Annotated in this window: 32 protein-coding genes; all 32 read right to left on the bottom strand. The window is 32.7% G+C overall.

The genetic code is table 11. From position 1 onward, the window contains the following. Positions 1 to 388: 388 nt before the first annotated feature. The gene (locus EAI80_RS06875) at positions 389 to 1,276 is read right to left on the bottom strand and encodes a tyrosine recombinase (RefSeq protein ID WP_129981451.1); all 888 of its coding nucleotides are present in this window, start codon (positions 1,274 to 1,276) and stop codon (positions 389 to 391) included. Positions 1,277 to 1,311: 35 nt separating this feature from the next. Then, positions 1,312 to 2,487 (bottom strand): DNA polymerase IV, encoded by a 1,176-nt coding sequence (locus EAI80_RS06870; RefSeq protein ID WP_129981450.1) that lies wholly within the window; start codon positions 2,485 to 2,487, stop codon positions 1,312 to 1,314. A 38-nt stretch (positions 2,488 to 2,525) separates the two neighbouring features. Next, positions 2,526 to 4,169 carry a DNA repair protein RecN gene (recN, locus tag EAI80_RS06865; RefSeq protein WP_129981449.1) on the bottom strand — a complete coding sequence of 548 codons (1,644 nt, stop codon included), beginning with the start codon at positions 4,167 to 4,169 and terminating at the stop codon, positions 2,526 to 2,528. 6 nt (positions 4,170 to 4,175) lie between these two features. Next, positions 4,176 to 4,985 carry a TlyA family RNA methyltransferase gene (locus EAI80_RS06860; RefSeq protein WP_129981448.1) on the bottom strand — a complete coding sequence of 270 codons (810 nt, stop codon included), beginning with the start codon at positions 4,983 to 4,985 and terminating at the stop codon, positions 4,176 to 4,178. Further along, entirely contained in the window at positions 4,966 to 6,837 is a 1,872-nt protein-coding gene (dxs, locus tag EAI80_RS06855) for a 1-deoxy-D-xylulose-5-phosphate synthase (RefSeq protein WP_129981447.1), read from the bottom strand. Before dxs ends, EAI80_RS06860 begins: the two co-directional genes overlap by 20 nt. Further along, a complete protein-coding gene (locus tag EAI80_RS06850; protein WP_129981446.1) occupies positions 6,838 to 7,686 on the bottom strand; it encodes a polyprenyl synthetase family protein in 849 nt (282 codons plus the stop codon). It lies immediately after the preceding gene. Next, on the bottom strand, positions 7,679 to 7,900 hold the full coding sequence (xseB, locus tag EAI80_RS06845) for an exodeoxyribonuclease VII small subunit (protein WP_129981445.1): 222 nt from the start codon (positions 7,898 to 7,900) through the stop codon (positions 7,679 to 7,681). Before xseB ends, EAI80_RS06850 begins: the two co-directional genes overlap by 8 nt. An 8-nt stretch (positions 7,901 to 7,908) precedes the next feature. Next, positions 7,909 to 9,231 (bottom strand): exodeoxyribonuclease VII large subunit, encoded by a 1,323-nt coding sequence (gene xseA, locus EAI80_RS06840; protein ID WP_129981444.1) that lies wholly within the window; start codon positions 9,229 to 9,231, stop codon positions 7,909 to 7,911. Then, the gene (gene nusB / locus EAI80_RS06835) at positions 9,231 to 9,635 is read right to left on the bottom strand and encodes a transcription antitermination factor NusB (RefSeq protein ID WP_129981443.1); all 405 of its coding nucleotides are present in this window, start codon (positions 9,633 to 9,635) and stop codon (positions 9,231 to 9,233) included. The genes xseA and nusB overlap by 1 nt, the downstream gene beginning before the upstream one ends. A gap of 110 nt (positions 9,636 to 9,745) precedes the next feature. Then, positions 9,746 to 10,090, bottom strand: coding sequence for an Asp23/Gls24 family envelope stress response protein (locus tag EAI80_RS06830; protein ID WP_022424360.1), 345 nt, complete (start codon positions 10,088 to 10,090; stop codon positions 9,746 to 9,748). Positions 10,091 to 10,184: 94 nt separating this feature from the next. Next, positions 10,185 to 10,742: an elongation factor P gene (efp, locus tag EAI80_RS06825; RefSeq protein ID WP_129981442.1), complete on the bottom strand. Its 558-nt coding sequence runs from the start codon at positions 10,740 to 10,742 to the stop codon at positions 10,185 to 10,187. A gap of 68 nt (positions 10,743 to 10,810) precedes the next feature. Next, positions 10,811 to 11,179 carry a hypothetical protein gene (locus EAI80_RS06820; RefSeq protein WP_129981441.1) on the bottom strand — a complete coding sequence of 123 codons (369 nt, stop codon included), beginning with the start codon at positions 11,177 to 11,179 and terminating at the stop codon, positions 10,811 to 10,813. After that, complete coding sequence (locus EAI80_RS06815) at positions 11,166 to 11,474, bottom strand: ComGF family competence protein (RefSeq protein WP_238634479.1); 309 nt, start codon at positions 11,472 to 11,474, stop codon at positions 11,166 to 11,168. The genes EAI80_RS06820 and EAI80_RS06815 overlap by 14 nt, the downstream gene beginning before the upstream one ends. 80 nt (positions 11,475 to 11,554) lie before the next feature. Then, the gene (locus EAI80_RS06810) at positions 11,555 to 11,773 is read right to left on the bottom strand and encodes a hypothetical protein (protein ID WP_129981439.1); all 219 of its coding nucleotides are present in this window, start codon (positions 11,771 to 11,773) and stop codon (positions 11,555 to 11,557) included. Further along, complete coding sequence (comGD, locus tag EAI80_RS06805; protein WP_022424355.1) at positions 11,763 to 12,155, bottom strand: competence type IV pilus minor pilin ComGD; 393 nt, start codon at positions 12,153 to 12,155, stop codon at positions 11,763 to 11,765. The genes EAI80_RS06810 and comGD overlap by 11 nt, the downstream gene beginning before the upstream one ends. Then, entirely contained in the window at positions 12,148 to 12,453 is a 306-nt protein-coding gene (comGC, locus tag EAI80_RS06800) for a competence type IV pilus major pilin ComGC (protein ID WP_022424354.1), read from the bottom strand. The genes comGD and comGC overlap by 8 nt, the downstream gene beginning before the upstream one ends. A gap of 8 nt (positions 12,454 to 12,461) precedes the next feature. After that, positions 12,462 to 13,460, bottom strand: coding sequence for a type II secretion system F family protein (locus EAI80_RS06795; RefSeq protein WP_129981438.1), 999 nt, complete (start codon positions 13,458 to 13,460; stop codon positions 12,462 to 12,464). Next, a complete protein-coding gene (locus EAI80_RS06790) occupies positions 13,450 to 14,439 on the bottom strand; it encodes an ATPase, T2SS/T4P/T4SS family (protein ID WP_129981437.1) in 990 nt (329 codons plus the stop codon). Before EAI80_RS06790 ends, EAI80_RS06795 begins: the two co-directional genes overlap by 11 nt. 74 nt (positions 14,440 to 14,513) lie before the next feature. Continuing rightward, the gene (locus tag EAI80_RS13810) at positions 14,514 to 14,996 is read right to left on the bottom strand and encodes a peptidylprolyl isomerase (RefSeq protein WP_238634480.1); all 483 of its coding nucleotides are present in this window, start codon (positions 14,994 to 14,996) and stop codon (positions 14,514 to 14,516) included. Positions 14,997 to 15,598: 602 nt separating this feature from the next. Then, the gene (locus EAI80_RS06780) at positions 15,599 to 16,204 is read right to left on the bottom strand and encodes an MBL fold metallo-hydrolase (protein WP_129981435.1); all 606 of its coding nucleotides are present in this window, start codon (positions 16,202 to 16,204) and stop codon (positions 15,599 to 15,601) included. A 39-nt stretch (positions 16,205 to 16,243) separates the two neighbouring features. After that, the gene (gene rpmG / locus EAI80_RS06775) at positions 16,244 to 16,393 is read right to left on the bottom strand and encodes a 50S ribosomal protein L33 (RefSeq protein ID WP_006506678.1); all 150 of its coding nucleotides are present in this window, start codon (positions 16,391 to 16,393) and stop codon (positions 16,244 to 16,246) included. Between the two features lie 71 nt (positions 16,394 to 16,464). Then, complete coding sequence (locus tag EAI80_RS06770) at positions 16,465 to 18,537, bottom strand: penicillin-binding protein 2 (protein WP_129981434.1); 2,073 nt, start codon at positions 18,535 to 18,537, stop codon at positions 16,465 to 16,467. Between the two features lie 110 nt (positions 18,538 to 18,647). After that, the gene (gene lepA, locus EAI80_RS06765; RefSeq protein ID WP_022424348.1) at positions 18,648 to 20,453 is read right to left on the bottom strand and encodes a translation elongation factor 4; all 1,806 of its coding nucleotides are present in this window, start codon (positions 20,451 to 20,453) and stop codon (positions 18,648 to 18,650) included. A gap of 18 nt (positions 20,454 to 20,471) precedes the next feature. Further along, entirely contained in the window at positions 20,472 to 20,819 is a 348-nt protein-coding gene (locus EAI80_RS06760) for a single-stranded DNA-binding protein (protein ID WP_022424347.1), read from the bottom strand. A gap of 62 nt (positions 20,820 to 20,881) precedes the next feature. Then, a complete protein-coding gene (gene acpS / locus EAI80_RS06755) occupies positions 20,882 to 21,205 on the bottom strand; it encodes a holo-ACP synthase (protein WP_022424346.1) in 324 nt (107 codons plus the stop codon). Beyond that, complete coding sequence (locus tag EAI80_RS06750; RefSeq protein WP_238634478.1) at positions 21,205 to 21,852, bottom strand: hypothetical protein; 648 nt, start codon at positions 21,850 to 21,852, stop codon at positions 21,205 to 21,207. The genes acpS and EAI80_RS06750 overlap by 1 nt, the downstream gene beginning before the upstream one ends. A gap of 21 nt (positions 21,853 to 21,873) precedes the next feature. After that, positions 21,874 to 22,191, bottom strand: a complete 318-nt coding sequence (locus EAI80_RS06745; RefSeq protein WP_022424344.1) for a thioredoxin family protein — start codon at positions 22,189 to 22,191, stop codon at positions 21,874 to 21,876. Next, positions 22,184 to 22,837, bottom strand: coding sequence for a tRNA (guanosine(46)-N7)-methyltransferase TrmB (trmB, locus tag EAI80_RS06740; RefSeq protein WP_129981433.1), 654 nt, complete (start codon positions 22,835 to 22,837; stop codon positions 22,184 to 22,186). Before trmB ends, EAI80_RS06745 begins: the two co-directional genes overlap by 8 nt. Positions 22,838 to 22,873: 36 nt before the next feature. Continuing rightward, on the bottom strand, positions 22,874 to 23,569 hold the full coding sequence (locus tag EAI80_RS06735) for a pseudouridine synthase (RefSeq protein WP_129981432.1): 696 nt from the start codon (positions 23,567 to 23,569) through the stop codon (positions 22,874 to 22,876). After that, complete coding sequence (locus EAI80_RS06730) at positions 23,559 to 24,050, bottom strand: hypothetical protein (protein ID WP_129981431.1); 492 nt, start codon at positions 24,048 to 24,050, stop codon at positions 23,559 to 23,561. The genes EAI80_RS06735 and EAI80_RS06730 overlap by 11 nt, the downstream gene beginning before the upstream one ends. Before the next feature lie 88 nt (positions 24,051 to 24,138). Further along, positions 24,139 to 25,017, bottom strand: a complete 879-nt coding sequence (locus tag EAI80_RS06725) for an aldose 1-epimerase family protein (RefSeq protein ID WP_129981430.1) — start codon at positions 25,015 to 25,017, stop codon at positions 24,139 to 24,141. Between the two features lie 2 nt (positions 25,018 to 25,019). After that, complete coding sequence (gene nagA / locus EAI80_RS06720) at positions 25,020 to 26,159, bottom strand: N-acetylglucosamine-6-phosphate deacetylase (protein ID WP_129981429.1); 1,140 nt, start codon at positions 26,157 to 26,159, stop codon at positions 25,020 to 25,022. Positions 26,160 to 26,566 lie beyond the last annotated feature (407 nt).

Below are 26,566 nucleotides of genomic sequence, written 5' to 3'. Positions count from 1 at the left end.
ATTTCTAATCTAATTATAGTACAAATGGAAAATCTATGCATCAAGTTCAGCTTCATGAACGCCGATTTATAGGCGTTCATATAATTTAATTTTTACTATCCTGTGGTTTGTGGGTATTCAAATAATTCTTTTACATTACAAGACTATCTTAAAAATGCAACTTGATTTAGTAAATGATGATTGTAAGTATAATAATGCCTTTAGTTTGGGGTCGGTTTGCCTTTAAATTTCCTTCACTAGCTAAACGTTATAATATCTTAACAGATACGCCTAAAAGTGCAGCAAAATCCTTTGGTTTATAATTTGTGATATTTAATGTGTTCATTTTAACGCTCTCTCTGAGTATATATAAACACGATCAAACACATTAGACAATATATTCAATTACTTATAATTTCCTCTTTGCATTACCTGGGTGAAACTTATTATAGTCATCCATGATTTGCTTATGTGTTACATGTGTATATATTGTTGTGGTTGAAATATCCTGATGTCCAAGCATCACCTGGATAGATCTTAAATCACAATGATTTTCCAATAACGTAGTCGCAAATGTGTGTCTTAACATATGGGGTGTAAAATGATCTCGTACCCCTGCTTCTAATACTAGTTTTTGTAAAATGTTGTAGAAGTTTTCTCTTGTCATACGACGACCATCGTTCATCATAAAAAGCCAAAGGCTATTTTTCTTATCAAAGAAAGAGCGTTCATTTTGCATATAGTTATAAACATAATGAAATGTCTCTTGATCTAAAGGAATAAGTCTTTCTTTATTACCTTTACCTATTACACGAACATTAGACACTGAATGATTGATATCATTGATTTCTAAATGAACGAGTTCACTTATTCTCATACCTGTACTAACAAGAAGAAGCATCATTGACTTATTTCTTTTCCCCACAGGGGTCGTATCATCAATATGATTAATCACCTTAACTATTTCTTCTAAGCTTAATACTTGTGGAAGTTTCTTTTCTGTTTTAGGTAATTCATATTGGGACATCACATCCTTCATCCCTTTTGTACGAGAAAGAAACTCATTATACTGTCTTAAAGATACAATTTTTCTTCGAATAGAAGTTACTTTATACCCATCATCCTTTAATTCGCTAAAATAAGTGTCTAGATGAGCCAAATCAAACTTTTTGATATCATAATCAATATAATCATAAAAAGCTCTTAGATCTCTCATATAACCATCTACAGTATTCTCGCTTAATCCTCGTTCAAACATTAAATAGCTCTTAAAATCTTTTAAATCATAATCTTGCACGTGTCACACCTCTTGCATAATTATAACAACTTTTTTTAACTTTTTCCATTTATATGATAGTCTTTTGCTTTAATCAGATGTGCACTCGTCATTTTATTGATATTTTCAATCAAACTATCAATAGGATCTACTGCTTCATTCTTTGTATCAAATATATTCATCTGTTCGATGATTGCTTCTTTTCTTTTCACATTATTAAGAGTAACACCAATAAGTCTTAATGGTTCATGAGTATAATGCTTATTAAAAAGCATCATCACATAACTATATATTTTCTCATAATCATTCATATATTCCTGTACCAGCATTTGTCTTGTAACACTTTTAAATCTTGTATATTTTAATGTAATCACAACACAGTTAGAATACATATCATGTTTTGATGCACGTTCAGCTACAGTTAAACATACCTTCTTGAATTCCTCTTTTAAGCTATCTTCATCACTAATATCACTTTCAAAAGTTGTAGAATGACCAATAGATTTCATATCCGTATCTTCATAAACAACAGGCGATAAATCTCTACCATTGGCACGATTATAATATATAAGTGTATTCTTTCCTAGAAATTGTCTAATTGTCTGATAGTTATCATAATTCGCAATATCCGCAATTGTCTTAATGCCCACTTCTTCTAGTTTAGGTGCTGTCTTTTTTCCTATGCCATACATATCCCCTACTTTTATAGGCCATAATACTTCTTTTAAGTTTCTTTGAGTAATAATAGTAATACCTAAAGGTTTTTTCATATCAGAAGCCATTTTAGAAAGAAACTTATTGGGAGATATTCCAATAGAACAAGGAAGAGATAAAGTGGATAGAATATTGTCTTGAATTTCTTTTGCGACTGCATAAGGCTGCGCATGAGTTAATGTAAAATAATCGCTCATATCCACATAACATTCATCAATGCTGGCTATTTCTACCTTTTTACTATACTTATAAACAATCTCAAAAAATCTTTGTGACAATTCATGATAAAGATTAAAATGTGGTTCTACTACTATTAGATCAGGACATTTCTCTTTTGCCATAAATAGAGGCATTGCGGAATGAACACCAAATTCTCTCGCTTCATAAGAAGCAGTAGAGACAACACTTCTTTTAGAATTATGACTAATGACAATGGGTTTCCCTTTTAATTCTGGATGCTGAGAAATCTCACAATTCGCATAAAATGCATTCATATCTATATGAAATATAATACGCATGGCTAACCTCCTAAAAAATGAGCATATGTATTATATGCTCATCCGTGTAATAATCTTTTCGCATTATCGATTGCTTCTGCTGTAACCACATCACCAGAAAGCATCTTCGCAATTTCTTCTATTCTTTCATCCTCGCTTAATACTGCAAGCGTTGAATAGGTTTCTTCATCATGAGATAATTTCTTAATCGCATAATGATGATCAGCATGAATGGCCACTTGAGGCAAATGTGTAATACATAATACTTGATTGTTTAATGAAATAGAATGCATCTTTAATCCAATTGCATCAGCAACTTTACCACTCACACCTGTATCAATTTCATCAAAAACAAGTGTATTCATTTGGTTTTGATTCATAGTAATTGTTTTAATGGCTAACATCAAACGTGATATTTCACCACCACTTGCTGTTTCATTTAAAGGAGTAAAAGCCTGTCCCTTGTTCATAGAAACCATAAACGTAATGTCGTCTTTTCCAGTATCACTAAGACTGCATTCCTTTATATCTACCTTTAGCTTTGCATCAGGTAAATAAAGATCTTTTAATTCTTTTTCTAGTGCATCAACAAAAATGAGTCCCTGTTCTTCTCTTAACGATGTTAGTTTTGACGCAATCTGATATGCTTCATGATAAGCTTGATCTTTTTGTTTATTTAAATCAGCAAGCACATCTTCACGATTCAACGCGGCATCTAGCTTTTCTTTTAATTCTGTCTGTGCCTGATAGATGTCATCTACTGAGTATCCATACTTTCTTTGCAGACGATGAATAGTAAAAAGTTCTTCCTGTAGTTCATTGAAACGATATTCATCAAAATCAATAGAGTCAAAGGCTGTTTCTATGCGATCTACAATATCCTGCATACTATAATATTGATTATAGAATTCATCATATAATGCACTAAATGATTCTGTATCATTCATATGACCAAGTGCGCTTAATGCATCATTTATTTGATTTAATGCACCTTGCTTGTCAGACATAGCCCCATTAAAATCAGTCATATATTTATGCATGGATTCATAGTTTTTCATCATTCTAAGTTCTTCTTCAAGCTGATCAATTATTTCATCTGTATATTCAAAATCCTTTAATTCATCATACTGTTTCTGATAATATTCTATTCTTTCATCACTCAGATCCTCTTGTTCAAGCTTCTTGATCTTCTGTGATATTTTCTTATATTCAAAGTAGTGTTTATGATATTCAGATAGCAATGAGTCATCCTGGTGATTCATAAATGACTGCAATATCTTTAAATGATTTTTCACATTAAAAATTTCCTGTGTCTGATATTGTGAATGAATATCTAATAAGTAGGGAGCCACTTGTTTTAAAGCACTATTAGTGACAGTACGATAATTAATTTTAATTGTTGAACGTCCATTGTCCAATATCTCTTTTGTGATAATAAGATCATCATCACCATCTATATTCAATTCGTCTAGAATCTTCTGAATTGAATCATTCATATCAAAAACACCTTCAATGACTGCTTTCTTAGAGCCTTTTCTTACAAGTGAAGAAGATGCTCTTGCACCACATAATTGTTCGAGCGCATTAATAATAATAGATTTACCTGCACCTGTTTCACCTGTTAAAGCCGTCATGCCTTCATCAAAGTCAACAGTTGTTTGATCTATAATGACAAAAGAAGAGATAAACAGACTTTTCAACATTTAAAATCACCTACTTTCATTAAAATGTTTATGTGCTTCACTTACAACATCATCAATACAATAAACTGAATTCTCTTGATGATCATTTACAAAATAACCTAAGAATTCAATATTACCTTCCCCACCAGTAATAGGTGAGAATGTTAAACCTTTTAAAGAGAAACCATTATCATTTGCATAGCCAATGACTTCTTCAATAACTCTTTTATGAACCTTTGAATCCTTTACAATACCATGTTTTCCAACATCGTCTTTACCTGCTTCAAACTGAGGCTTGATTAAAGATACGATTACACCATCAGGCGCAATCACATTCTTTAATGCACTGAACATATGTCTTAAAGAAATAAAAGAAACATCAATAGAAGCAAATGTAGGCATGCCATACTTAAAATCATCAAGCTTAGCATAACGGAAATTATATTGTTCCATGACTTCTACACGTTCATCATTACGAAGCTTCCAGACAAGCTGATTGGTTCCTACATCTACAGCATAAACCTTCTTTGCCCCATGCTGAAGCGCACAATCAGTAAAGCCTCCAGTAGATGAACCAATATCAATCATAATGACATCTGTAAGATCTAAATTGTATAGTTCAATCGCTTTTTCAAGTTTTAAACCACCTCGTGATACATATTTTAATTTTTCGCCCTTGACAAAAAGTTTTGTATTAACTGGAATCTTTGTTCCTGGCTTATCAATATAATCATTTTCATCTCTTACAATGCCCGCCATAATGGCTCTTTGAGCTTGATTTCTAGACTCAAACAACCCCTGCTGGACACATAAAATATCAATTCTTTCTTTTTTCATGTTTTATTTCCTCAATTTTATTTTTCAAATCATTCAACGAAATATGTTCCTGTTTATATAAGGATTCATTATCTCCAAAAGTGACATAGTGATCTTCAATACCTATAAAACTCATATCAACATCTATATGATTCTTTTCATAATATAAGCTCATGATACTGCCTAAAGATCCATTGATAAGATCTGTTTCATAAACAATAATTGGTTTATCACTTATTCTATTCAACATTTCTCTATCTAACGGCTTAATAAATCGTGCATTAATAATATTAATAGGTAGATGATCTTCTTCTGCCATTTCTACTACAACATTCACATTATCACCATAAGTCACGACATTAATCATTGCATCATTTGCTTCTTTAATTAATTCCCACTGACCTAGTTTGATAGTCTCATCAGTATGTTGATGAGTATTAACGACTTTATTTTTAGAATAACGCATCACATACGGATTATCTTTATTATAATATGCTGTATTGATAAGTTTCTGCGCCTCTACCTCATCTTTTGGAGCCATGATAACTACTCCTGGAATAGGCGCAATCAAACCAATATCAAAGACACCATGATGTGTTGCACCATCACCACCCACAAGTCCTGCACGATCAATTCCAATAAGACATGGAAGTTTCATTCTCGCAATATCATGATTCAATTGATCATAAGCACGCTGGAAGAAAGAAGAATAAACACTTAGGAACGGAAACTCTCCTCCTTGAGAAAGACCTGCTGCAAGAGTCATCGCATGTTCTTCTGCAATACCCACATCAAATGAACGTTCAGGATACTTTTTAAAGATATTCTGTAAACGGCTTCCTGTAATCATTGCAGGAGTTATCACACATATATCATCATTCTTACTCATCAAATACTCAATATGTTCACTTACTGATTGACTCCAAGAATGTTTTTCATCATCAACAACTTTTTGCACACCATTAGATATGTCAAAAGGTGCAACACTATGATAAACACCTGAATGATCATTTTCTGCTGGTTCATATCCCTTTCCTTTTTTAGTAAGGACATGGAGTACAACACTATGATCTAAACTCTTTACTGTCTCTAGAGCACGAATCAATTCAGCCATATTATGTCCATCAACTGGACCAATATAATCTAAATCAAATTGTGAAAATGGTGTATCGAGCAAAATTTTCTTTTTTACCTTATCCTTAACCTTCTTAGTCACATCAAATATTTTCTGTCCCATAGGAGACTGTGAAAGGATTTCAGTATACTTATTTTTAGCTTGGTTATATTGATATGACATTCTAACATCAGATAAAAAATTAGATAATCCACCTACATTACGTGAAATAGACATATTATTATCGTTTAGTATCACAATAACCTTTGTATCTATACCACCAAGGAAATTGAGTGCTTCTAAAGATTCTCCACTCATTAAAGCAGCATCACCAATCACGCTTACTACTTCAAATTTTTCTTTTTTAAGATCTCGGGCAAGAGCCAGACCTGTTGCCCCTGATATAGCTGTAGAAGAATGACCCGCTTCCCAAGGATCATAAATACTTTCCTGACGATTCTGGAAACCACATAATCCACCATATTTTTTTAACATAGAAAACTGAGATGCTCTACCAGTCAAAATCTTATGAACATAAGACTGATGTCCGACGTCAAAAAGAAATTTATCATTAGGTGAATCAAATACGTAATGAAGAGCAACAGTCAATTCCACAATACCAAGATTACTAGAGAAATGACCGCCAGTCTGAGAAATATTTTCGATCAAAAAATTCCTTATGTCCAGTGATAATTGATTTAATTCTGTAATATTCAATTGTTTCAAGAATCGAGGATTCTCAATCTTCTTAATTTCCATTTAATTCACTCTTTTCATAATAATTTGGAATAATTCAATCATCAATCCATGGTTAAGTTGTAAACCATACACATTAGCTAAACATTCTTCAAATAAATCTTCTACACGCTTTTGTGACTCTTCTAAACCAAGTAATGAAACATATGTAGACTTATGATTTATAATATCACTACCTACTCTTTTACCTAATGTTTCAGTTGTACTTGTGACATCTAGAATATCATCCTGAATCTGGAATGCAAGACCAAGCTTGAATCCAATATCTTCTAAAGCGTTTGCGTCTTCTTCTTTCGCAATAAGTCCAGCAATCTTCATCGGTACAGAAATAAGTGCACCTGTCTTATCACGATGAATAGCCTGCAATTCTCCAAGAGATGCCTTATGCGATTCAAAGTACATATCCTGCTGCTGTCCATAAATCATTCCATCCATCCCAGATGCCTGATATAAAGAGCCTAATATCTTGAGTTTAAGTGCGTCATCTAAATTCATTCTTAAAATCACATTCATAGATTCATTCAATAAAGCATCACCTGCTAAAATTGCAGTGGCTTCATCAAATTGTTTATGACATGTTGGTTTACCACGTCTCAAATCATCATTATCCATCCCTGGAAGATCATCATGAATCAAAGAATATGTATGTATCATTTCAATAGCACATGCAATATCTATATATTTATGATAATCCACATTATATGCTCTTAATGTCTGAATAAAGAGAAGAGGTCTTAATCTTTTACCGCCAGCCATCACAGAATAAGTCATTGCTTCTTTTACTAAACCTGGACGATATTGAGATAAGATTTCTTTTAATCGTCCATTCACTTCTTCAATCATATTATTCATCATCATCACCTAGATAATCTTTTAACTGATGTTCCTCAAAAATTTTAGTTACTTCCTGGTCTACATTTTTTAATTTTGTATCACAAAATGCAGCGAGTGACACGCCTTCTTTATAAAGATCTAAACTCTCATCTAAGGAAGCTTCATTGTTTTCTAATAAATCAATGATTTCATCTAAACGTGCCATTGCTTCTTCATATGTCTTTTCTGCCATATCATCACCTACTTCACTATAACTTCTTTTTCACCGTCTGCATAAACAAGTGTAATTGTATCATCTGTATGAAGATCTTTCACACTCTTAATGATAGAATCATTCTTTTTAGAAATGATATAACCTCTTTGTAATGTTTTTAAAGGACTTAATAAATCAAGTTTCTCAATACAATAAGAGAAAGAAGTCTTTTTATTTTTCAAATAATTCTCAAAACAATTTTTAAGTAATTCCTGCTTATTACTGATATTCTTTGTCTCAATCAATTGTTTCTGTTTAATCAATGTATTGAGTTGAATTACTTTTTTATGCATTTCATAATGTGATTTTTGTTTAATTCTAATTTTATAATTATTCAGTTTAAGATGAACGCTATCCAATTTCATGAATTTGATTTTGAATATTCTAGAAGGGTCGGTAAAAACATAGGAATGTGTATACTTTTCTAGCTTTTGTTTTTCTAGATAAATAGTCTTTCTCATGACATTCGATAATTGCATAATCTTATTTTCGAGATGACTTAAAAGTTCCTTTTGAGAAGGTACTGCAGCTACTGCAGCTGCAGTAGGCGTAGGTGCACGTAAATCACTGACATAATCCACTAATGTAAAATCTGTCTCATGTCCTACACCTGTAATAATAGGTGTTTTTAAACCATAGATACAACGTGCAAGTGCTTCTTCATTAAAATTCCATAGATCTTCAATAGAACCTCCACCTCTTACAAGAAGAATAGTAGAATAGCCCAATTGATCAATCTGACTTAATGTCTCTACAATATACTTATAAGCATCTCTGCCCTGCACTGGTACAGGATAGATATCTCGTCTAACTAATGGATAACGCTGATGAAGTGTACGTAACACATCCTGCAAGGCAGCCCCTTGTTTAGCTGAAAGAATAGCTAAACGTTCAGGCATAACAGGTATAGCCTTTTTATGCATAGTATTAAAGAGACCTTCTCTTTCTAAGGTCTGCTTTAACTCATTGAAGCGAAGGTAAAGATTACCTAAACCATCTTCCTGCATACTTCTTACATAAAGCTGATATCTTCCTGCTCTTTCAAATACAGAAACCTGTGCTGTGATAAATACCTTCATACCATCTCTTAGTCTAAACTTTAAATAACGTGCCTGTGATGCAAACATTATTGCACTAATGGATGATTCTGTCTGATCATCCTTTAAAGTAAAATACATATGACCTGATGGATGTGGACGATAATTAGATATCTCGCCACGAATATATACAGTCTGAAGCTGCATATCATTATCCAGTACAGCTTTAATATAACGATTTAAAGCATGTACGCTTACATATTGTCTTTCCATTATTCGATTGCAGTTAAAACACCATTAATGAATTTATAAGAATCTTCATCACAATACTGTTTTGCATTAATAACTGCTTCATTAATTACAATACTCTTATCTAATTCTGATTCTAATAATTCACATGTTGCAACAAGAAGAATGGCCTGTTCCATCTTATTTAAACGATCAAAAGACCAGCCTTTCTTTAATTTAGTATTCAATAAAGTTTCATAAGAACTCTTATTTTCCATAACTGTTTCAATCAACCAATAACAGAATTGTTCTGCTGATCTACCTTCAAGCAATGCTTCATCAGCATGAACATATTCCTTAAGTTCTTCTTTAGATGCATCAACTGTTAACCATTGATATACTGCAATAACTGCTTTTTCTCTAGCGATTTGTCTAATTGTTTTTTCCATTTTAAAGGACCTCCATAATACTCATTCATTTTAACACATCAACACTTTTTATAAAAGATTTTACCTCTTTTTGCTTCTTCAAAAAAAATAAAAGCAAGTTAGACTTGCTTTTAGAAATCAATAGCTTCTACTACAACATCAACACTCTTTACTGTTACAGCAGCCATTTCTTTAATTCCAGAAGCAATTTTCTTCTGTAATTCTTTTGTCTTGGCTGTAATGTTTGTACCATATTTAATACGAACATGAACTGTAATATAAACTTCATTATCTTTAATTGTACAGTTCACAAGATTCTTAGTACCTGTTACAGAAAAACCTTTTGATGTATCAAGCTTAATATCCTTATCTTCAGCAGCTACCTGCTTAGTGATAATATCAAAAACTTGAACACTCATCATGATATCGCCATTAATTGGGCTATCCTTATATGTATAATATTCATTACGTGCCATACTATTACCTCTTCTTTCTTTACCTTATATTTTATAAGAAAACAGGGATAATTACAAGTATTGATACATTATCTCCTATGAAAAAAGGAAGAGTTTAAGCTCTTCCTGAATATTTACCTTCAACTGTATTTACAACAACAACTTCGCCTTCTTCAATAAATAAAGGTACTTTGATCTGGTAACCTGTTTCAATGGTTGCATACTTAGTTGCACCTGTTGCAGTATCACCTTTAACTGCTGCTTCAGTTTCAATAATCTTGAATGGTACATTGACTGGTAATGCGACACCTAAAATTTCACCTTCATAGCTTGTTACTTCTACATTATCAGAAGGTTTCATGAAGTTGATTTCCCATTCTAAGCGATCTGCAGGAATTTCAACCTGGTCGTATGTTTCATTATCCATGAATACTAACATACCAGCATTGTCATATAAATACTGCATTTTGCTCTTTTCTACCTGAGCCTTCTTTACCTTTGCGTTACTACCAAAAGTCATTTCAGTAGTAGTTCCTGTTCTCATGTTCTTCATCTTAACACGAATGTTTGCAGCAGCACGTGCTGTCTTGTTGTGGCTATAATCTAAACATACATAAAGATTGCCATCATATTCAAATGTTACTCCTGGTCTTAAATCAGTTGCATTAATCATAACTTTATATCATCCTTTCTAATCGTACACCATTATATCATATATAATAGTATAAAGTAAAGTATCCATTAATGCCCATATATGCACTCATGCATATCTAAAGTTTCCATATCAATTTTAACCTGCATTGTATAGTGATAAGACTTTGTAGTAATATCACAATCAATAAGATAATCCCTTCCATCATCATCTACAGTATAACTAATAATACTCTCTTCTATTTCATAGGTATCACTAAGTAGAATGTCTTGATCAATTGTAGAACGCCAATGTCTTCTTAACAGTATTTCTATACGTCTTTGTTCATTCATCATTCTCTGAAAGCGTGACAATTCATATTGTCTTGATACAAGCGTACAATAGCTAAATATACTTGTAAATAATATCAGGAAGATCACTAAGACTACTTGTAATACGCTTCCTCTATTCCTCGACATAATCTTCCTGCTTTCTATATAAGTCACAGATCATATATGTATATTTCTGTTGTCCTCTCGTAATAGTCATATACATATATGCATCTTTTTCAAAGAAAATGACATCGTCGATATCAGTTATTAATATTTCATACCCTGGTGTTTTAACAAGTCTTCTCTTATCAAAAATAATGGTATTCTCTTCACCTTTCTCATCATAATATCCAATATCTTCACTATATGTCTTAATCTTAGAAACAAGAAGATAATCAGCAAGCTGTTTAGCGCCTACCGCAATATCCTGATTATAACTCACTACAGGGACCTTTAAGACACGTATGATAGAAGGTACATTCAAAACAATCATTAAACAAATACTTAAAGACAACAACATTTCTACGAGCGTAAAGCCTCTTTGAGTTTTGATTGGAGATCATCTCCTTCCTCTGCAATGCGTAATTCCTGCTTATTACTATTTTCTTGAGCACGTCTGAATCTCAGTTGCGCCTTATTTAGTACAGTTAAAGATCCAACAAAATAAACCACAATCATCAAATAAATAGACAATGCAAAAAGTGACTCAATAAGTGTATTTCCTTTATGATTAAGTAACATAATAAGCACCACTTCCTAACTGAAACACAAACTTTCTTGTATGATGAGGTGTTTTTAAAACAAGAGTCTTGGCTATTTTAATACGCCCATGATCATTATATGTAAATGTATGATTTGTAAGAAACTGATAGCCTTCCTCTAGATTCAATGTCTTATTTTCCTTTCCAATCAAATCAATACGATGATTAGAAACTGATACCTTTACTGTATCTTTTTCTACTATAGCCATTGCTCTTGCTTCATCAAACATGGCTTTAATAAGCGCTATTTCTTCTTGTTCATTAATTGTACGTGTATGCATAGTCATACAAAGTGATGATAAAAAGATTGTAATAGACAAAACAAATAACATCTCGATAACTGTAAATCCCTTCTTATACATAAGCTTGTCCATTTGATATATAAATAGATTTTCCATTTGGACATGTAGCCTGTTTTTGAGTGAGATAAGGATTAGAACCAGATGTTAATTGAGAAATACTTGTAGGTAATTCATCATGTTCTATCTGATAAAGTATAATCTGTGAATTAACAACTTCCACCTGCGCTTCACATCCTTTGCCTTTTACTACATTATTCTTACTTGTAACATTAGGAATAACAAGTAATAAAATCACAAGAATAACGGAAATACAGAATATCATTTCGATTAAAGTAAAACCTGCTTTATTATTTTTCATAGAACCTCCTAAATATCTCCAATAACATTCATCATCGGAATAATAACCGCTACATAAATAGTGATGACGAAAAATGCGACAAAACCATAAACAATAGGTACAAAGAATTTAGTAAACTTGTTCACTGCATATGTAATCTGTTCCTGAGAAATATCTAAATAACCCCTCATTGAGCCTATTTCTTCAGGATTCTTTAAATACATCTTATACATAGATACAAAGAGATGATCAAAATAAGGAAAACCATCAATAATATTTTCTAATTGCTCTCCTTCCTTTAATCTTGTATAAATCTCATATAATACTATCTTAATATCACTCTGAGTCATATTCTCATTCAGCATAGTTATAATTGTATTAGAATCAATGTGATCTTCTAATAACTCATTAAAATAAAGACAGAACTTAAATGTGAAATACTTTTGAATGTACTTTTTCAAAAAAGGAACTTTAAGAAAACGCTCAATAATCCAATACTTCTTTTGCTTAAGTGCGATAAGAAAATAAACGAAAGAAACAATAAGTGCAACTAATATACCGATTACAAGAATAGGAATCAAACGAATAATAAAGAACAGAATACTGAAGCTCAAAGATGGATTCATTCCAAATGAACTAAATAACGATGTCACTTTTGGGAAGAGAATAAATGTCGCAAATAATGAGAAAAAAAGCAAAAATACAATCAAAATCAAAGGATAAGTCATCTGTGCCGTTAATTTCTTTCTTATCGAAATTATTTCATTATAGATCTTTAAGCTATTCTTAATTGCATCAGAAATAGTAGAACGCATAGAAAAGAAGGTAAAGAATTCAATAAATAATCTTGGTAGATGTGGGTCTAATAAAGCGTCTGTGAAGTCTTCCCCATCATATATTTTCTGTAGTATTGTATCAATGCTGGGATGACTATTGATATCTTTACAAATAAGTAATGTTTCTTCTATGCCATAACCCTGCTCAAGTAAATTAGAAAGGTTTTCTAGAAACAATAGATCATTGTCCATTTAGTTCATCCTTAAACAAATATTGATCACAATGCTTCTCTTTAATAAGCATAAGTGCATTATCCTTAAATGATGGATAGCTGACAGTATGATCAAGAAAATATGTTTTAATTTGGTTCCTATTCATTGTTTCGGGAAGTATAATGACCTTTCTATTTCTTCTATCATATTTAATACGCTGAGTTACTACACCTATAAGTACATCTTCTAAATCCGTTTCATTAATACCTAAATTCAACATTCTCTTAATAACTAGTAGAGAATTACTCGCATGAATAGTAGATAATACCAGATGTCCTGTCAAAGCACATGTAATAGCCAGTTTTGCTGTCTTCTCGTCTCTTATTTCACCAATCATTATTACATCTGGATCATGTCTTAAAATCTGTTTCAATGAATTATAATAGTCTATTCCCATGCTTTCATTCATCTCAATCTGTAAACAATGTTCCTTTACTATTTCAATAGGATCCTCTAGCGTGACTACATTTCTTCCACCCATTTCTATAATCTTATCTAAAATCGCATATAAAGTTGTAGATTTACCTGATCCAGTTGCACCTGCCACTAAAAATAACCCTGACTTTTGATAACATACCTCATTGAGGTAGAAAGTAAAATCATCTATTTCTGAGATTTCATTAATAGTAATGTTTTCGTGATTATTCAGTATTCTAATAACAATACTTTCAAAATCCATACCTGGCAAATAAGAGACACGTAAGAAATAGATATGCTCATTCAGATAATAATGAAAAGCACCTGTTTGAGGAACCATCTTATAATTCACGTTAATAAAAGACTTATATTTCAAATAATTCATGATTTTAGCCCCTATTGTCTTTTCATACTCCTGATAAGGCTGTAACTCTCCAAATACTCTGAATTGAATACTCAAATGATCTGTCAGCTTAAAATGGATATCTGTAGAGTCTGCCTTCAGAGCTTTGAAAAAAATGGTTTCAAATAGTTCATCCATAAAATAACCTCCTACTATTACATACATATTTGAATCCCATTTTTCTCATAAAATAAAAAAAGATTCAGCAAAAATTACTGAATCTTTTTACATGTAATACTTTCAATGACTGGCTGGTTCTTTTTAGAAACAGTTCCATTGCTGTCTTCTGTCTTTACGTCATCACAGATCTTATCAACAATATCCATACCTGAATAAGCACATCCAAATGCTGCATATTGACCATCTAATGAAGGTGCATCTTCATGCATGATAAAAAACTGACTACTCGCACTATCATATGACTGACTTCTCGCCATTGAAATAACACCTCTTGTATGTTTTATTGGATTATCAACACCATTGGCAGTGAATTCACCTTTAATTGTTTGTTTAGATCCTCCAGTACCATCACCATTAGGGTCACCACCCTGAATCATGAATCCTTTAATAATACGATGGAATGTTAAACCTTTATAGAAACCATCATTCGCAAGACCTACAAAGTTGCTCACTGTAATAGGTGCAGTATTCGCATCTAACTTCAATTTAATTGAACCATAGTTCTTGACTTTGATTTCACAATCATAATAGCCTGTTAATAAATCCTTTAGTCCGGATACTTTTACCTTCTTAGTCGGATTCTTAATAGTCAATCCTAAATCTTTTGCCTTAGATTTAGAATATTTCGCTTTAATAGTAATTTCATCACCATTAGAAAGAGCACCATTTGTTCCATTCTCTAAAGTATATTCTATATCAGCTACAAAGTCTCTAATATCTGAATCCGTTTTATCGTACTTTGTATTATTATCGATATAAACTTCTCCTTTTCCATTAAACCCTTTGATTGATACTTTAATATGACTCGTTAAATCAATAGTACCTCCTGGCTTAGAAGAACATCCAATAAGAGTAGAACCTATAGCCAAAGCAAGAATTATACGTATTAACTTCTTCATCTTTTAAACCTCCATCATTTATTATAATTGAAAGCGCATTAATTGCCAACAAAAAAAGTCCTCTATTTCAGGGCATAGAGGACAATTGAAATGGACAATGAGAATGTAGAACTCATATACATGAGGGAAAATCATATAGTTATAATCCACTTCAAAAACATTATATACCTAAATATTTATATTCTTTATATTTCGCTTTAAACAACACTGTTTTTACCTTAAAAAGACAAAAATGGGTTATTTTTCTTTTCAAAAGAGAGAGTTGACTCCGGTCCATGGCCAGGATAAACATCTGCATCTAAGTCAAGATTCTTTATACGAGATAAAGATTTTATTAAAGAGAACTTATCTCCTGTAGGAAAATCAACTCTTCCACAGCCACCTTTAAATAATGTATCACCTGTAAATAACGCATCCTCTTTTGCATAATAATAAAGACAACTTCCTTTTGCATGTCCAGGTGTTTTATAAATTCCAAAGTACATTTCACCCAATGTAATGCTGTCTTCGATGGCTATTACATCATCTACAATATACTTTTCTCCACCAAGCATCACTGATAGATTCTCATCCCAATCAAGCATCATGTCTTTTGCATCTTCTGTTGCATAGACATTTGTATGATAATAATCTCTTAATTCATTTACTGCGCCAATATGATCATAATGGCCATGTGTAATAAGAATTCCTTTAACATCTAACTGTGCTGTTTCTTCAATAATACTCTTTGGTTCATCTCCAGGATCAATAATAACACAATTCGAACCAAAACTCACAATATAACAATTCTCTTGAATAGGACCTACTACTATTCTTTTTATCATACAATTTCCTCCCTGTATAAAAAAAATAAGCCTTGAGGCTTATTTCTTTTCCTTATGAACAGTTTTCTTGTTACATCTTGGACAATATTTTTTAAATTCAACCCTTTCAGGATGACTCTTTTTATTCTTTGTGTTGATATAGTTTTCTTCACCACATTCTGTACACTTTAAGATAATATTATCTCTCATGAATATTACACCTCCAAATAAGTTTGCTTCAATATAATATCATATAAATTCATAAATTACTAGTTCTTTTTTTAATTATTATAGCCATATTTTTCAAAATAAAGACTAAATGCTTTTTTCGCAATACTTGGTGCATCATTTGCACCCTTTAATCTTTCTTCAAGAACAGCTACGACAACCTGTGGATCCTTACTAGGACCATATGATATAAACAAATGGTTAGGATGATCGACATTACCTGTATGCGTATAGTCTTCTGCAGTACCTGATTTAGCAGAAATATCATACTGGAACCCAGCAAAAGAACCTGCAGCAGTACCATAAGTAACTACGGCTTTCATACCAGCCTGAATCTGATTAAATGCATCTTCATTACCTTCTGAGACATCATCCATTATATGCTTCTTATGTGTATTAAGAGTCACAATATTACCAGATGTATCTGTCTTATAAGAACTCTTATAAAGATGTGGCTGCACTTTGACACCTTTATTTGTTAGAGTAGACGCATATACAGCAAGCTGTAATGGTGTATATGTATCATACTGACCAATAGAGAAGTCAAGAAGCTTACCAGCAGTATCTTCTTCTACACGAGGACCAGTCGCTGCTTCATAAGGTAAATCAATACCAGTCTTAACACCTAAACCTAATTCTCCTGCTGCATTTCTTAATTTAGCAAAGGCACTCTTATCAATATGAATTGGTTTATCATACTGATAATGACCACCAGCAAGCTTGATGATAATCTTCATCATATAAATATTAGAAGAATAAGCCAATGCCTGTACTTCATTGATATTACCAAAACCACTCTTATTCCAAGAATGCTTAGCTTTAGTACCAGCAATCTTTAAACCTTCAGATGTATCTGTTTCATAATGGTTAGCTTTAATAATGTTATTCTTGAAGCAGGCATAAATAACAGCCCCCTTCATAGTAGAACCAATACGATAAGCACCTGTATAAGTAAGATAAGTAGCATCCTTCATCTCATAAGGTGTTTTCTCCTTATTGTATTCCTTACCAACTAACGCAATAATATCACCTGTCTTAGGTTCCATCACTATACAATAAATATGCTGCTGATATCTTTCTGCTGTATGATTATAAAGACACTGTTCTACCATCTGAGTCAATTGTGACTGAATATCCCAGTCAATCGTTAACTGAATATTCTCACCACTGCTGCCCTGTTTCTTTGTTTTGACGATTGGTGTTCCATCACTTGCATACTTTAAAGTCATTACTGACTTATTACCACTTAAAATATCTTCATACTGTCTTTCAAGTCCTGAAGTCCCTACACGTGAGTCATTACTATAATCTAATGCAAGAAGTTCATCCTTTAAAGTAGCAGGTAACCCCTGTTTCTTAGTTGTTACCTTCCCTAGTGTACTCTTTAAAGTAGACTCATCAGTATAAGCACGTTTCCAATCACTTGTGACCTGAATACCTCTTAATAAGTCATTGTTTTCACCAATAACACTTGCTTCTTGATAACTAATATTTTCAAGAAGCACTGCAGAACCACTCTTACAATTCTTAATCGTATAATAAAGCTTATAATAACGTACATCATCATCACTCAAGTGCTTCTTTAATACACTATCTGTGATTCGTTTAAGTTGTAAATTATAATATTCGGTATCTCCATCATCATTTGCTGCAAGAGCCTTTTTCTCTACCTCTGACACAAGAGATTTTGCAAACTTCTTATCCTTCATGAGCAGATAGTCTTTCTTTTCTCTCTCAGTCACGCTAGAAATATCAATATTACAATTCTTAGTCAAGAAATTAACCATTGATTTGATTTCATCATCCTTAATTCCTTTGACTGCATAATAAGTTGCACATACTACATTCTCATTATATACAAGCTTATTATAGTTTCTATCTACTATTTCACCACGTAATGCATCGACTTCAAATGTATTTGTACTATATTGTTCTAGCTTTGCTGAATAAAAGTCAGACTTATTGACCTGCATATAAAAAAGTCTTAATGCAAAAATGCTTGCTATCACAATAACGACGCCAATAATAATATAGAAACGACGTGCAACTACATTATCTAATTGATTACGTTCCTGTTCCTGGGCTTCTTTTCGCCCAATAAACTTTATCGGTCTATTACTAAACAATCAAATCCCACCTTTTTTCTCTCATATTATATATGTATATTCTTTTCATTTCAATTAATTAGAGAAAATCAAATGTGTGAAAAAACAAAGAAAGGCAGAAATAACTCTGCCTATTCATCATCCACAGATAAAATAGCCATGAATGCTTCTTGTGGAATTTCTACACTTCCTACAGCCTTCATACGCTTTTTACCTTCTTTCTGTTTTTCAAGAAGTTTCTTCTTACGTGAAATATCCCCACCATAACACTTTGCAAGGACATTCTTTCTAATTGCCTTAATATTAGTACGAGCAATAACACGTCCCTGAATAGCTGCCTGAACCGGAATCTCGAATTGCTGTCTTGGAATAATAGTCTTTAATTTCTCACAGATGATTCTTCCTCGATCATACGCAAAATCTTTATGAACAATAGAAGATAATGCATCGACTACTTCACCATTTAAAAGAATATCCATCTTTGTTAAATTACTTGCACGATAACCATGTAATTCATAATCAAATGAAGCATAGCCACGAGTACATGATTTTAATTTATCAAAGAAATCATAAACAATTTCTGATAGTGGAATATAATAAATAACGTTTCTTCTTGTATCATCAAGATATTCAATATCTACATATTCTCCACGCTTGTTCTGACATAATTCCATAATAGGACCAATAAATTCATCAGGTGTCATAATTGCTGCACGTACATAAGGTTCTTCAATACGTGTAATTGTTGTTGGATCTGGCAATAAAGCTGGGTTATCTATTTCAATCATAGAACCATCACTTAAATAAACGTTATAGATTACAGATGGTGCTGTCGCAATTAAATCAAGACCAAATTCTCTTTCTAGTCTTTCTTCAATAACATCCATATGTAATAATCCAAGGAATCCACAACGGAAACCAAATCCTAAAGCCTGAGATGTTTCAGGTTCATAAACAAGTGAAGAGTCACTTAATGCAATCTTTTCAAGTGCTTCACGTAAATCTTTATATTTAACATTATCAATAGGATAAAGACCACAATAAACCATTGGGTTCATACGTCTATAACCAGGTAACGGCTCTGATGCTTTATTTTCTAAAGTAGTAACTGTATCACCTACATGAACATCAGATATAGACTTGATACTTGCTGCAATCCATCCTACTTCGCCTGTTACTAGTTCATCCTTTTTCACTTCACGAGGCGTATGCACACCGCATTCTACAACTTCGTAATCAGCATCACTTGCCATAAAATGAATGTGATCCCCTACTCTAATCTTACCTTCCTTAACGCATACAAGAATAATAACACCTCTATACGCATCATAGAAAGAGTCAAAGATTAAAGCCTGTGTAGGGTTATTAATATCACCACTAGGTGCAGGAATCTTAGTTACAACCTCTTCTAGTACCTGGTCAACATTTAAGCCTGTCTTAGCTGAAATACGAGGTGCATCATCTGCAGGAAGACCAATTAAATCTTCTACTTCTTCTGCAACCCTATCAGGATCTGCACTAGGAAGATCAATTTTATTAATAACAGGAAGAATCTCTAAATTATTATCTAATGCAAGATAAACATTCGCAAGAGTCTGTGCTTCTACACCCTGAGCCGCATCTACTACAAGAATAGCTCCTTCGCAAGCTGCAAGGGAACGTGATACTTCATAAGAGAAATCAACATGGCCCGGTGTATCAATAAGATGCAAAAGATAAGTCTTACCATCTTTTGCAGTATATGAAAGAGATACTGCATTTAATTTGATTGTAATACCACGTTCTCTTTCAAGTTCCATATCATCAAGTAACTGATCCTTCATATCACGATCAGCTACTGTGCCAGTTAATTGTAAAATTCTATCGGCAAGGGTACTCTTACCATGGTCAATATGTGCGATAATTGAAAAGTTTCTAATAAGTGACTGATCAACCATAAATAAACCTCCTTATTTCTACATAGTCAGCGGTTTCTGAAGTTCTTTGAGCTTCTCATCAAGAACCTCGAAAGACTCTGCACGTACAGACATGACACGATATCCTTGATAATCGGGCTTGTCTTCAAGATCATTCAATCTTCCTTTTACTGCAATGACACTGCCAACATGACATGTATCATTAATCATTTCCGCTAAACCTCTCCACAAGATAATAGGAACCAAATCATAATCCCTACATCCTTTCACTTCATCAAAAGGACGATAAACCATAATATGGATTAAAGCATCCTTTCGATAATTATTGATAATTTCATAATCAGGCATCTGAGCAAGTCTACCCACAAGAAATACTTGATTATACATATAAAAATCACCTCCTCCAAAAGACTTGTTTTAAGAAGAAGGTGAATACGGGTTAAATAAAATTATTTCTTATTTACAAAAGCGATTGCAATGCCACCATCATGTGCAATAGAAATGTCTGCATCCTCATCATTGAGATAAGGACTTCCGTCTTCATGATTCAAAATGACAATATCATGAAATGAAATACCACCAATACCTAGGTGATTTGCTTTCAGATAAGCTTCCTTGGCTGCAAAACGACCACCTAGATACTCTCTCTTACGCTTTTTGGTAGGGAATGATTGAAATATCTCATATTCTGCATCTGACAAAATATGACGGACAAATCTTTCATTCTCAATATCTAAGCGAGAAAGCTCAACGATATCAACACCAATCCCCATTAATCTTCAAACTTCTTTTCATAAAGATTCATGAGTTCATCATAGCTCATATCATCATTGATTTCTTCAATCAAAGGATCTTCATTCTCCATGTCATGTTTGAACTTACCAGTTCTCTCTTCAACAATTTTGAGGTCTTCTTGTGATTCAAGTGTTAAAGTAGATAAATTCTTCAAGCGGCTTTCTACAGAATCAATCACTTCACTGCTTTCCTTCTTGACGACTTTCTCTACCTTCTTTGCCTTTTTCACAACAGGCTTTTCTTCCTCAATTCCTTGAGCACCATAAAAAGGACTTAATACCGGTACCACATCATCCTCACGTCTTTTTATTTTTTTCTTAACTGCTGGCTTTTTTTGTGGCACAGGGTTATTAGATTCCTGCACTCCGTTCATTGGAGAGATGATCTGACTCATGACATATTCTTGCTTTTTAGGCTTTTTAGGTTCTTCTTTTTTCTTTACTACGGGAACCTTTACTTCGACCTTTTGTTCTTCAACTTTTTTTTCTTCGTTATAAATCATAGGTTCACTGAACTTTTCTTTACGACGCTGTTCAATCACAGGATCCACATGTGGTGGCTCCTCTTTCTTTACAGTATCTTCAAAATCCATATCTTTACCCATAATCCAATCTGTAATTTTCATATTCAACCCACACTTTCTTTTTTAAATTGAATCAATGAAAGACTGAACTTCCTCCTCTGTCTTTCTTAATTTCGATACCAATCGTCCTAGTTCCTGTCCCTTATCATATGCGATAAAAGAAGGAATACCTAAGATATTTAATTCAATACATAAATCAAGCATATCGTCACGATTCACATAATAGAATTGATATGCTGGATTGTTTTCAACAACATGTTCTATATAGGTTTTCATATAAAGACAATCTGGACACCAATCTGTAGAAAATACGATAATACATTTATTCTGGATAGCTTCTTTAAACTCTTCTAAAGAATGCAATTGAATGAGCTTATCCATTCATATCACCAAAATCAATATCGATTCTATAAATAGGGCCAAATGGTGAGAACTTCTTTTCATATTCAGTCATCACATTATCTTCATATCCTTCACTATGATGAAGATCTAAACATATATCATGGAAACGTGCTCCATAATTATTCATAGAAACAAGTGAGAATTCAAAGAACGGGCGGTTATCTGTCTTAAAAATCAAATGACCTTCATTCTTTAAAATACTCTTATAAACATCCAAGAATGAAGAATAAGTCAATCTTCTCTTTGAATGTCTCTTTTTAGGCCAAGGATCACTGAAGTTTAAATAAACTGTATCAATCTCACCTTCCGCAAATACTTCACCTAAAACTGCAGCATCTTCCTTCATAAAGCGAAGATTTGGTAAAGTTTCCATTTCTAAAGATTTCTTTACCGCAATAGTTAGAACTGTTGAATATTTTTCAATACCAATAAAGTTGATATTTGGATTTCTTCTCGCATTTTCGATAATGAAATCGCCTTTTCCCATTCCGATTTCAATCGCAATAGGATTGTCATTTCCGAATACCTCATGCCACTTACCTAAGCGGTCACGTGGATTAATAAAAACTAAATCTGCATGCTCTTGTAAAAAAGGCATCGCATCAGGATTATTTCTTAATCTCATAAAACCTCCATATCATTGTTATTATATCATAAAACGTTATAGTATGCTATTAATTTCCTCATCTGTAAGTGGTCTGTAATGACCTAATTTAAGACTCTCATCAAGTTTAAGTTCTCCCATGCTGATACGCTTCAAATAAACAACCTCTTTACCACACGCTTGAAACATTCTTTTAACCTGATGAAACTTGCCTTCATAAATAGTCACTTCACACTCACTAATTTCACCGCTCTTAATAATATTCAAAAAAGCTGGCATACATGTGAAATCTTCTAAAGGAATACCTTTAGTAAATGCGTTGATATCACCTATTCCAAGTCTTCCCTTCACTTTAACATAATAAGTCTTTGGAACATGTGTTCTAGGAGAAAGAAGACGATGTGCTAGCTGCCCATCATTAGTGATAAGCAAAAGACCTTCTGTATCTACATCAAGTCTTCCTACCGGGAATAATCCAGGATGATATTCTTTAATCAAATCAATAACCGTAGGATAAAGATTATCTTCTGTTGCACTCACATAACCATCTGGCTTATTCAACATATAATAAACATACTTTAAATAAACAATCTTTTCACCATCTACATAAATCTCATCTTTTTCAGGATCAACATGAGCCCCTGATGATTTAATCTTCTTACCATTAGAAACAACAACTCCATCCTTTAAAAGCTGCTTCACATCTTTTCTTGAGCCATATCCACAATGTGCTAATAATTTATCAATTCTCATTCTTCACCTCAAAACAATAACTATAACTTTCATCAGAATCTGATTTCTTTTTATCATAATGAACAAAAACTTTAAGTGTCTCTTTCTTCTTCACTCTTCCTGACAAAGAAATGCCTTTATAAATATTTTTCTTTTTATCAACGACTCCAGGAACCATAGAATATGTTTCCTTATCAAAATATCCAATAGTCGGCTGGTAATCATCTAAACATGATGAACTATATGAAATAGCCTTAATATTGTACATGTTCTCTTTTGGTTCATCAATAACTAATTCATATCGATATCCTTCATTTATTTCCGTATAATACAATTTCATATTCATTTTATCAGAAACATTATCGAATTTCTTAGTTTTTTTGATATATGACAAATCTTCTTTATATTTTCTCAACACACTATCTGAAATATCTGAATTTTTCGTCTTAGTTCCACATGCTGTGATAAATAAACAAAGCAAAACCACCAACAACTTCTTCATACAAACTGCCTCCTATTTGAAAATTATAACATTCTCATCTATAAAACGTAAATACAATGTTAAAAAAAGAAGACAATTTCTTGTCTTCTTACTGGAAAATTTCAACAGCAAATTCGCAATTAAATGTTTCACCCTTCTTAAGTGCCACAGCACTTTCCTTATCTTTGAAATCTCCTTCAAAGTCAACATAATCAGTATGTCCAACCCAAGGTTCAATGGCAAGTAAACCACCCACATGCTTGCTTGTCCAAAGTCCTAAATGATCAAAGCCCTTCATGTAGAAGTTCAAACTCTTATTATTAGTAAGTGACTTTAATGAAACATAGCGAGATTTAAAATGAGGCACTACAACTGCATCATTATCAAACATAGCCTGACGTACAAAGAAATGACGTTCATTATCAAATAAACGTTTTGTTTCATGAGACATACCTTTTCTTTCTACATCAATAATTTTCTGATCTACCGTTTCATTCTGTTCAAATTCAATATAATAATCATTCGCATCTTCACCTTCAATAAATGGGCAGGCAAATGCTGGATGACCACCAATCTGGAAATAGATTACATCTTCATTATGATTTTCTACTCTAAATTCAGCTTTTAATTTATTGTCTACTAATGTATAAGTCACATATAAATCAAATTCATAAGGATACATTTTCTTGATTTCATCACTAGAAGATAAATGGAACACTACATGTGTATCATCATGTTCATATACTTCGTATTCAGTATTTCTAGAGAAACCATGCTGATTCATATGATATTCCTTACCATCAATACAACATGTTCCATTCTTTAATGCACCTACAATTGGGAAAAGTACAGGCGCACTATGTCCCCATAAACAAGGATCCTGCTTCCACATATAGTTGAGGCCATCCTGCATTCCAATAAGCTTTGAGATTTCAGCACCTTTAGGATCAAATTGTGCTTCTAAATAATCATTTTTAATTGTAATCATGTCTACCCTCCAATTTTAGTTTCACCATTTAAAATGACTCTCTTAATATCAATTTCATCATCAATAAGAATCATATCAGCTACGCATCCTTCTTTAATACGTCCATAATCCTTTAAACCTAGATGATCTGCAGGATTCTTAGTCGCATAACCAATAGCTTCATATAATGGCAAATCAAGATGTTTATAAGCATTTCTTACACACTGATTAAGGTTTGCAGTAGAACCAGCAAGGTTACCTGACTTCAAGCGTGCCTGACCATCCTTTACATAAACCTTCTGATTACCTAATTCATAAGTGCCATCTGGAAGCATAGCAGCCTCTAATGAGTCCGTAATTAAAATTAATTTATCTGCACCTTTCATCTTAGATAAAATCTTAGCTGCTGGGAATGATACATGAATACCATCAAGAATAAGTTCTGCATATACTTCATCATGAAGCATTACAGCACCTACAACACCTGGCTCTCTATGTTTTAAAGGAGTCATCGCATTATAAGTATGAGTACCTGAAGTCGCACCTGCTTCAATAGCTTTCACTGCTTCTTCATAAGTCGCATCAGTATGTCCCATAGAAACAACAACGTTCTGTTCTCTTAAATATTTAATCAAATCTACTGCACCTTCAATTTCAGGTGCTAAAGAAATCTTCTTTACAAAATCAGGATGATCACCTGCAAAAGATAAGTAGTTTTCTACAGTAGGTGCAATCATACATTCTTCTGGCTGAGCACCTTTATATTTCACACTAAAGAAAGGTCCTTCTAGGTGCATACCTAAGATTTTAGCACCTTCTACCTTATCCTTATTATTATAGCCTGCTGCAATAGCCTTTTTAATATCTTCAGCTGGCATAGTCATAGTTGTAGGTAAAAAGCTCGTTACACCTGTCTTTAATTCTGATACAGAAATATTATTTAAATCTTTAAAAGTTGCATACATTGTATCGCTACCATTACGTCCATGAGTATGCACATCAATCATACCAGGCGCAACATATAAGCCCTTTGCATCTATTACTGTTTCATCAGTAGGTACACGGTTACTGACTTCTGTAATCTTTCCATTTTCAAAAAATACATTTAATTCTTTAATTGAATCTTCTAAAATCACTTTACCATTTATAATAACGTTTTTCATATTGAAATCCTCCTTTCTCTATTATAGCACATATTTATCGTATAATGAAATTATACGAATTTTTATACGTATATATTTTGTCTTTAATTGTAAAAAAAGAGCCTCTTGATAGAGAGAGTAACTAAATAGACTTGGGGTTTACTCAAGCTTTGAAAAAGTCAGGGGTATGAACTCCTGGCTTTGCTTTTATGCTGTCAACTTTTTAGGGGCAGTTTTCTGCTATCTGTTTTGTTTATTTCATAAATCATTTATCATGTTCTTAAGGTCAAATAAATCTATAGAAAGAAAAAAAGGATAAGCATCGAAAGTTTGGCGACCGAGATGCTTATCCTGTCCAATAAGAACACTATGATAATAATAAAACTTTCATCTAAAATCAAGCATATTACTGAAAATCAATATAAAAA

The organism is Catenibacterium sp. co_0103 (genome assembly GCF_004168205.1).
In the GTDB taxonomy this organism is placed as follows: Bacteria; Bacillota_I; Bacilli_A; order Erysipelotrichales; family Coprobacillaceae; genus Catenibacterium; species Catenibacterium mitsuoka_A.
This window is presented reverse-complemented; position numbering and strand designations above follow the sequence as displayed.